This window comes from Endozoicomonas sp. SESOKO3 (assembly GCF_024606255.1).
This window is the reverse complement of record NZ_JAHHPR010000336.1, coordinates 1-1,391: the sequence shown is the minus strand read 5'-3', so window position 1 is coordinate 1,391 and position 1,391 is coordinate 1. Positions and strand designations below refer to the sequence as shown.

At 45.9% G+C, this 1,391-nt stretch carries 2 protein-coding genes; both read left to right on the top strand.

Features of this window, described 5'->3' with window-relative positions; translation table 11 throughout:
* A partial coding sequence (locus KDK18_RS05930) for a DUF4116 domain-containing protein (RefSeq protein WP_257253907.1) occupies nt 1-791 on the top strand: 791 nt, incomplete at its 5' end.
* A gap of 158 nt (nt 792-949) precedes the next feature.
* The coding region (locus KDK18_RS05925; protein ID WP_257253904.1) for a hypothetical protein at nt 950-1,391 on the top strand (442 nt) is incomplete at its 3' end.

The window sequence follows — 1,391 nt, the reverse complement described above, 5'->3', positions numbered from 1 at the left end:
TTGCGACAGAAGCCGATAGATTCGACTTTCAACATTGCCTTTTCTCAATGTTTTATGGGGGTGGTTTCCATATTGATCGCGATTGTTGCCGATTGTTAAGCAACCCACTCCAACAGTTTATTCACTATGCACGGCGGTTAGCTGAGTGTGAGTTCCTGGTATCTCAGCAGGAAAAATCAGAGGACAGTCTGCATGAACTGTTAATGAGTGATGAGATCGCTGAGGGCACTCGATCGGAGCTCTTGCATCATTATTTATTGGAAGATACCGTTTACGCTCCCCAATTGATTGAGCAGGTGTATGGCCTGAGCAATCAATACTTTGTTATCAATCCATCCTGGTGTTACAGACTGGAGTTTTATCTTCCACCGGCTCATCCGCTTTCAGATGATAAAGACAAGGTCAGGAATATCTTGCTGAATCACGGACTGAAATATGCCAGTCAACGGATTCTGAATGATAGAGAGCTGGTATTAGCAGCCATTGCAGAATATCCAGATGACCTGATGTATGCGAGTAAAGAACTGAAGAATGATAACGATGTTGTCATTGCCGCAGTCAGTCGAAATGGCTTGGCGCTGGACTATGCAAGCCGGGAACTTAAGGGTAATACAAAGGTGGTCATGGCTGCAGTCAGTCAAAATGGCCTGGCGCTGATTTATGCAAGCCCGGAACTTCAGGATAATAAAGAGGTGGTCATGGCTGCTGTAGCAAATGAACCGGACGCTCTGAGATATGCCAGTAAAAGACTACGAAGCGATAAAAAAAATGATTCTAATGGCCATGGCTGATAGTACTTTTTACTTATCGTTGTTTTTTTCTATTGCGTGTTTCAGGCTAACGGAGGAACTTTATAAAAAGATCCCAGTCTAACGAAGTTAATTGATTGATTTGACAGCCCCTTGGCCATTAAGTCATGGATGAATATTAACTTTGAAGGGATATATTTATGTTACCCGCCGGATCTGAAAAAACATGTCATCAAGTCCCCGCAACGAATCCGAATAAGGATAGCCGGGCCAGTAGTTCATCCAATAGGTATTTCAGGGATACTGACACCATCCCTGTCTGCACAACGCCAATTACCAAGCGCCTTTGCAGTGCATCTGTCCCGGGTCTGGCTACTGACAACTCTCCCCCATGCCGTGAACTGCTCGGGGGCAAGGGAATGTTTCTGCAGCTCATGCAGGCAATAGGACTGTCTGTGCCACCGTTCAAATGTGTTTCAGTCCGGGCAATGAATGCGCTTGAACAACACCCTCTGGATACCCATTGTTTAGCCCGCTATCTTCCGGGGATGGCCCTTGAATCGGACGCAGAGTGCAGCCTGATGAAGATCAGGGAATACCTAAGCACCTTGCCACCTTCAGAGCAAAACCAAAGGGATGAAT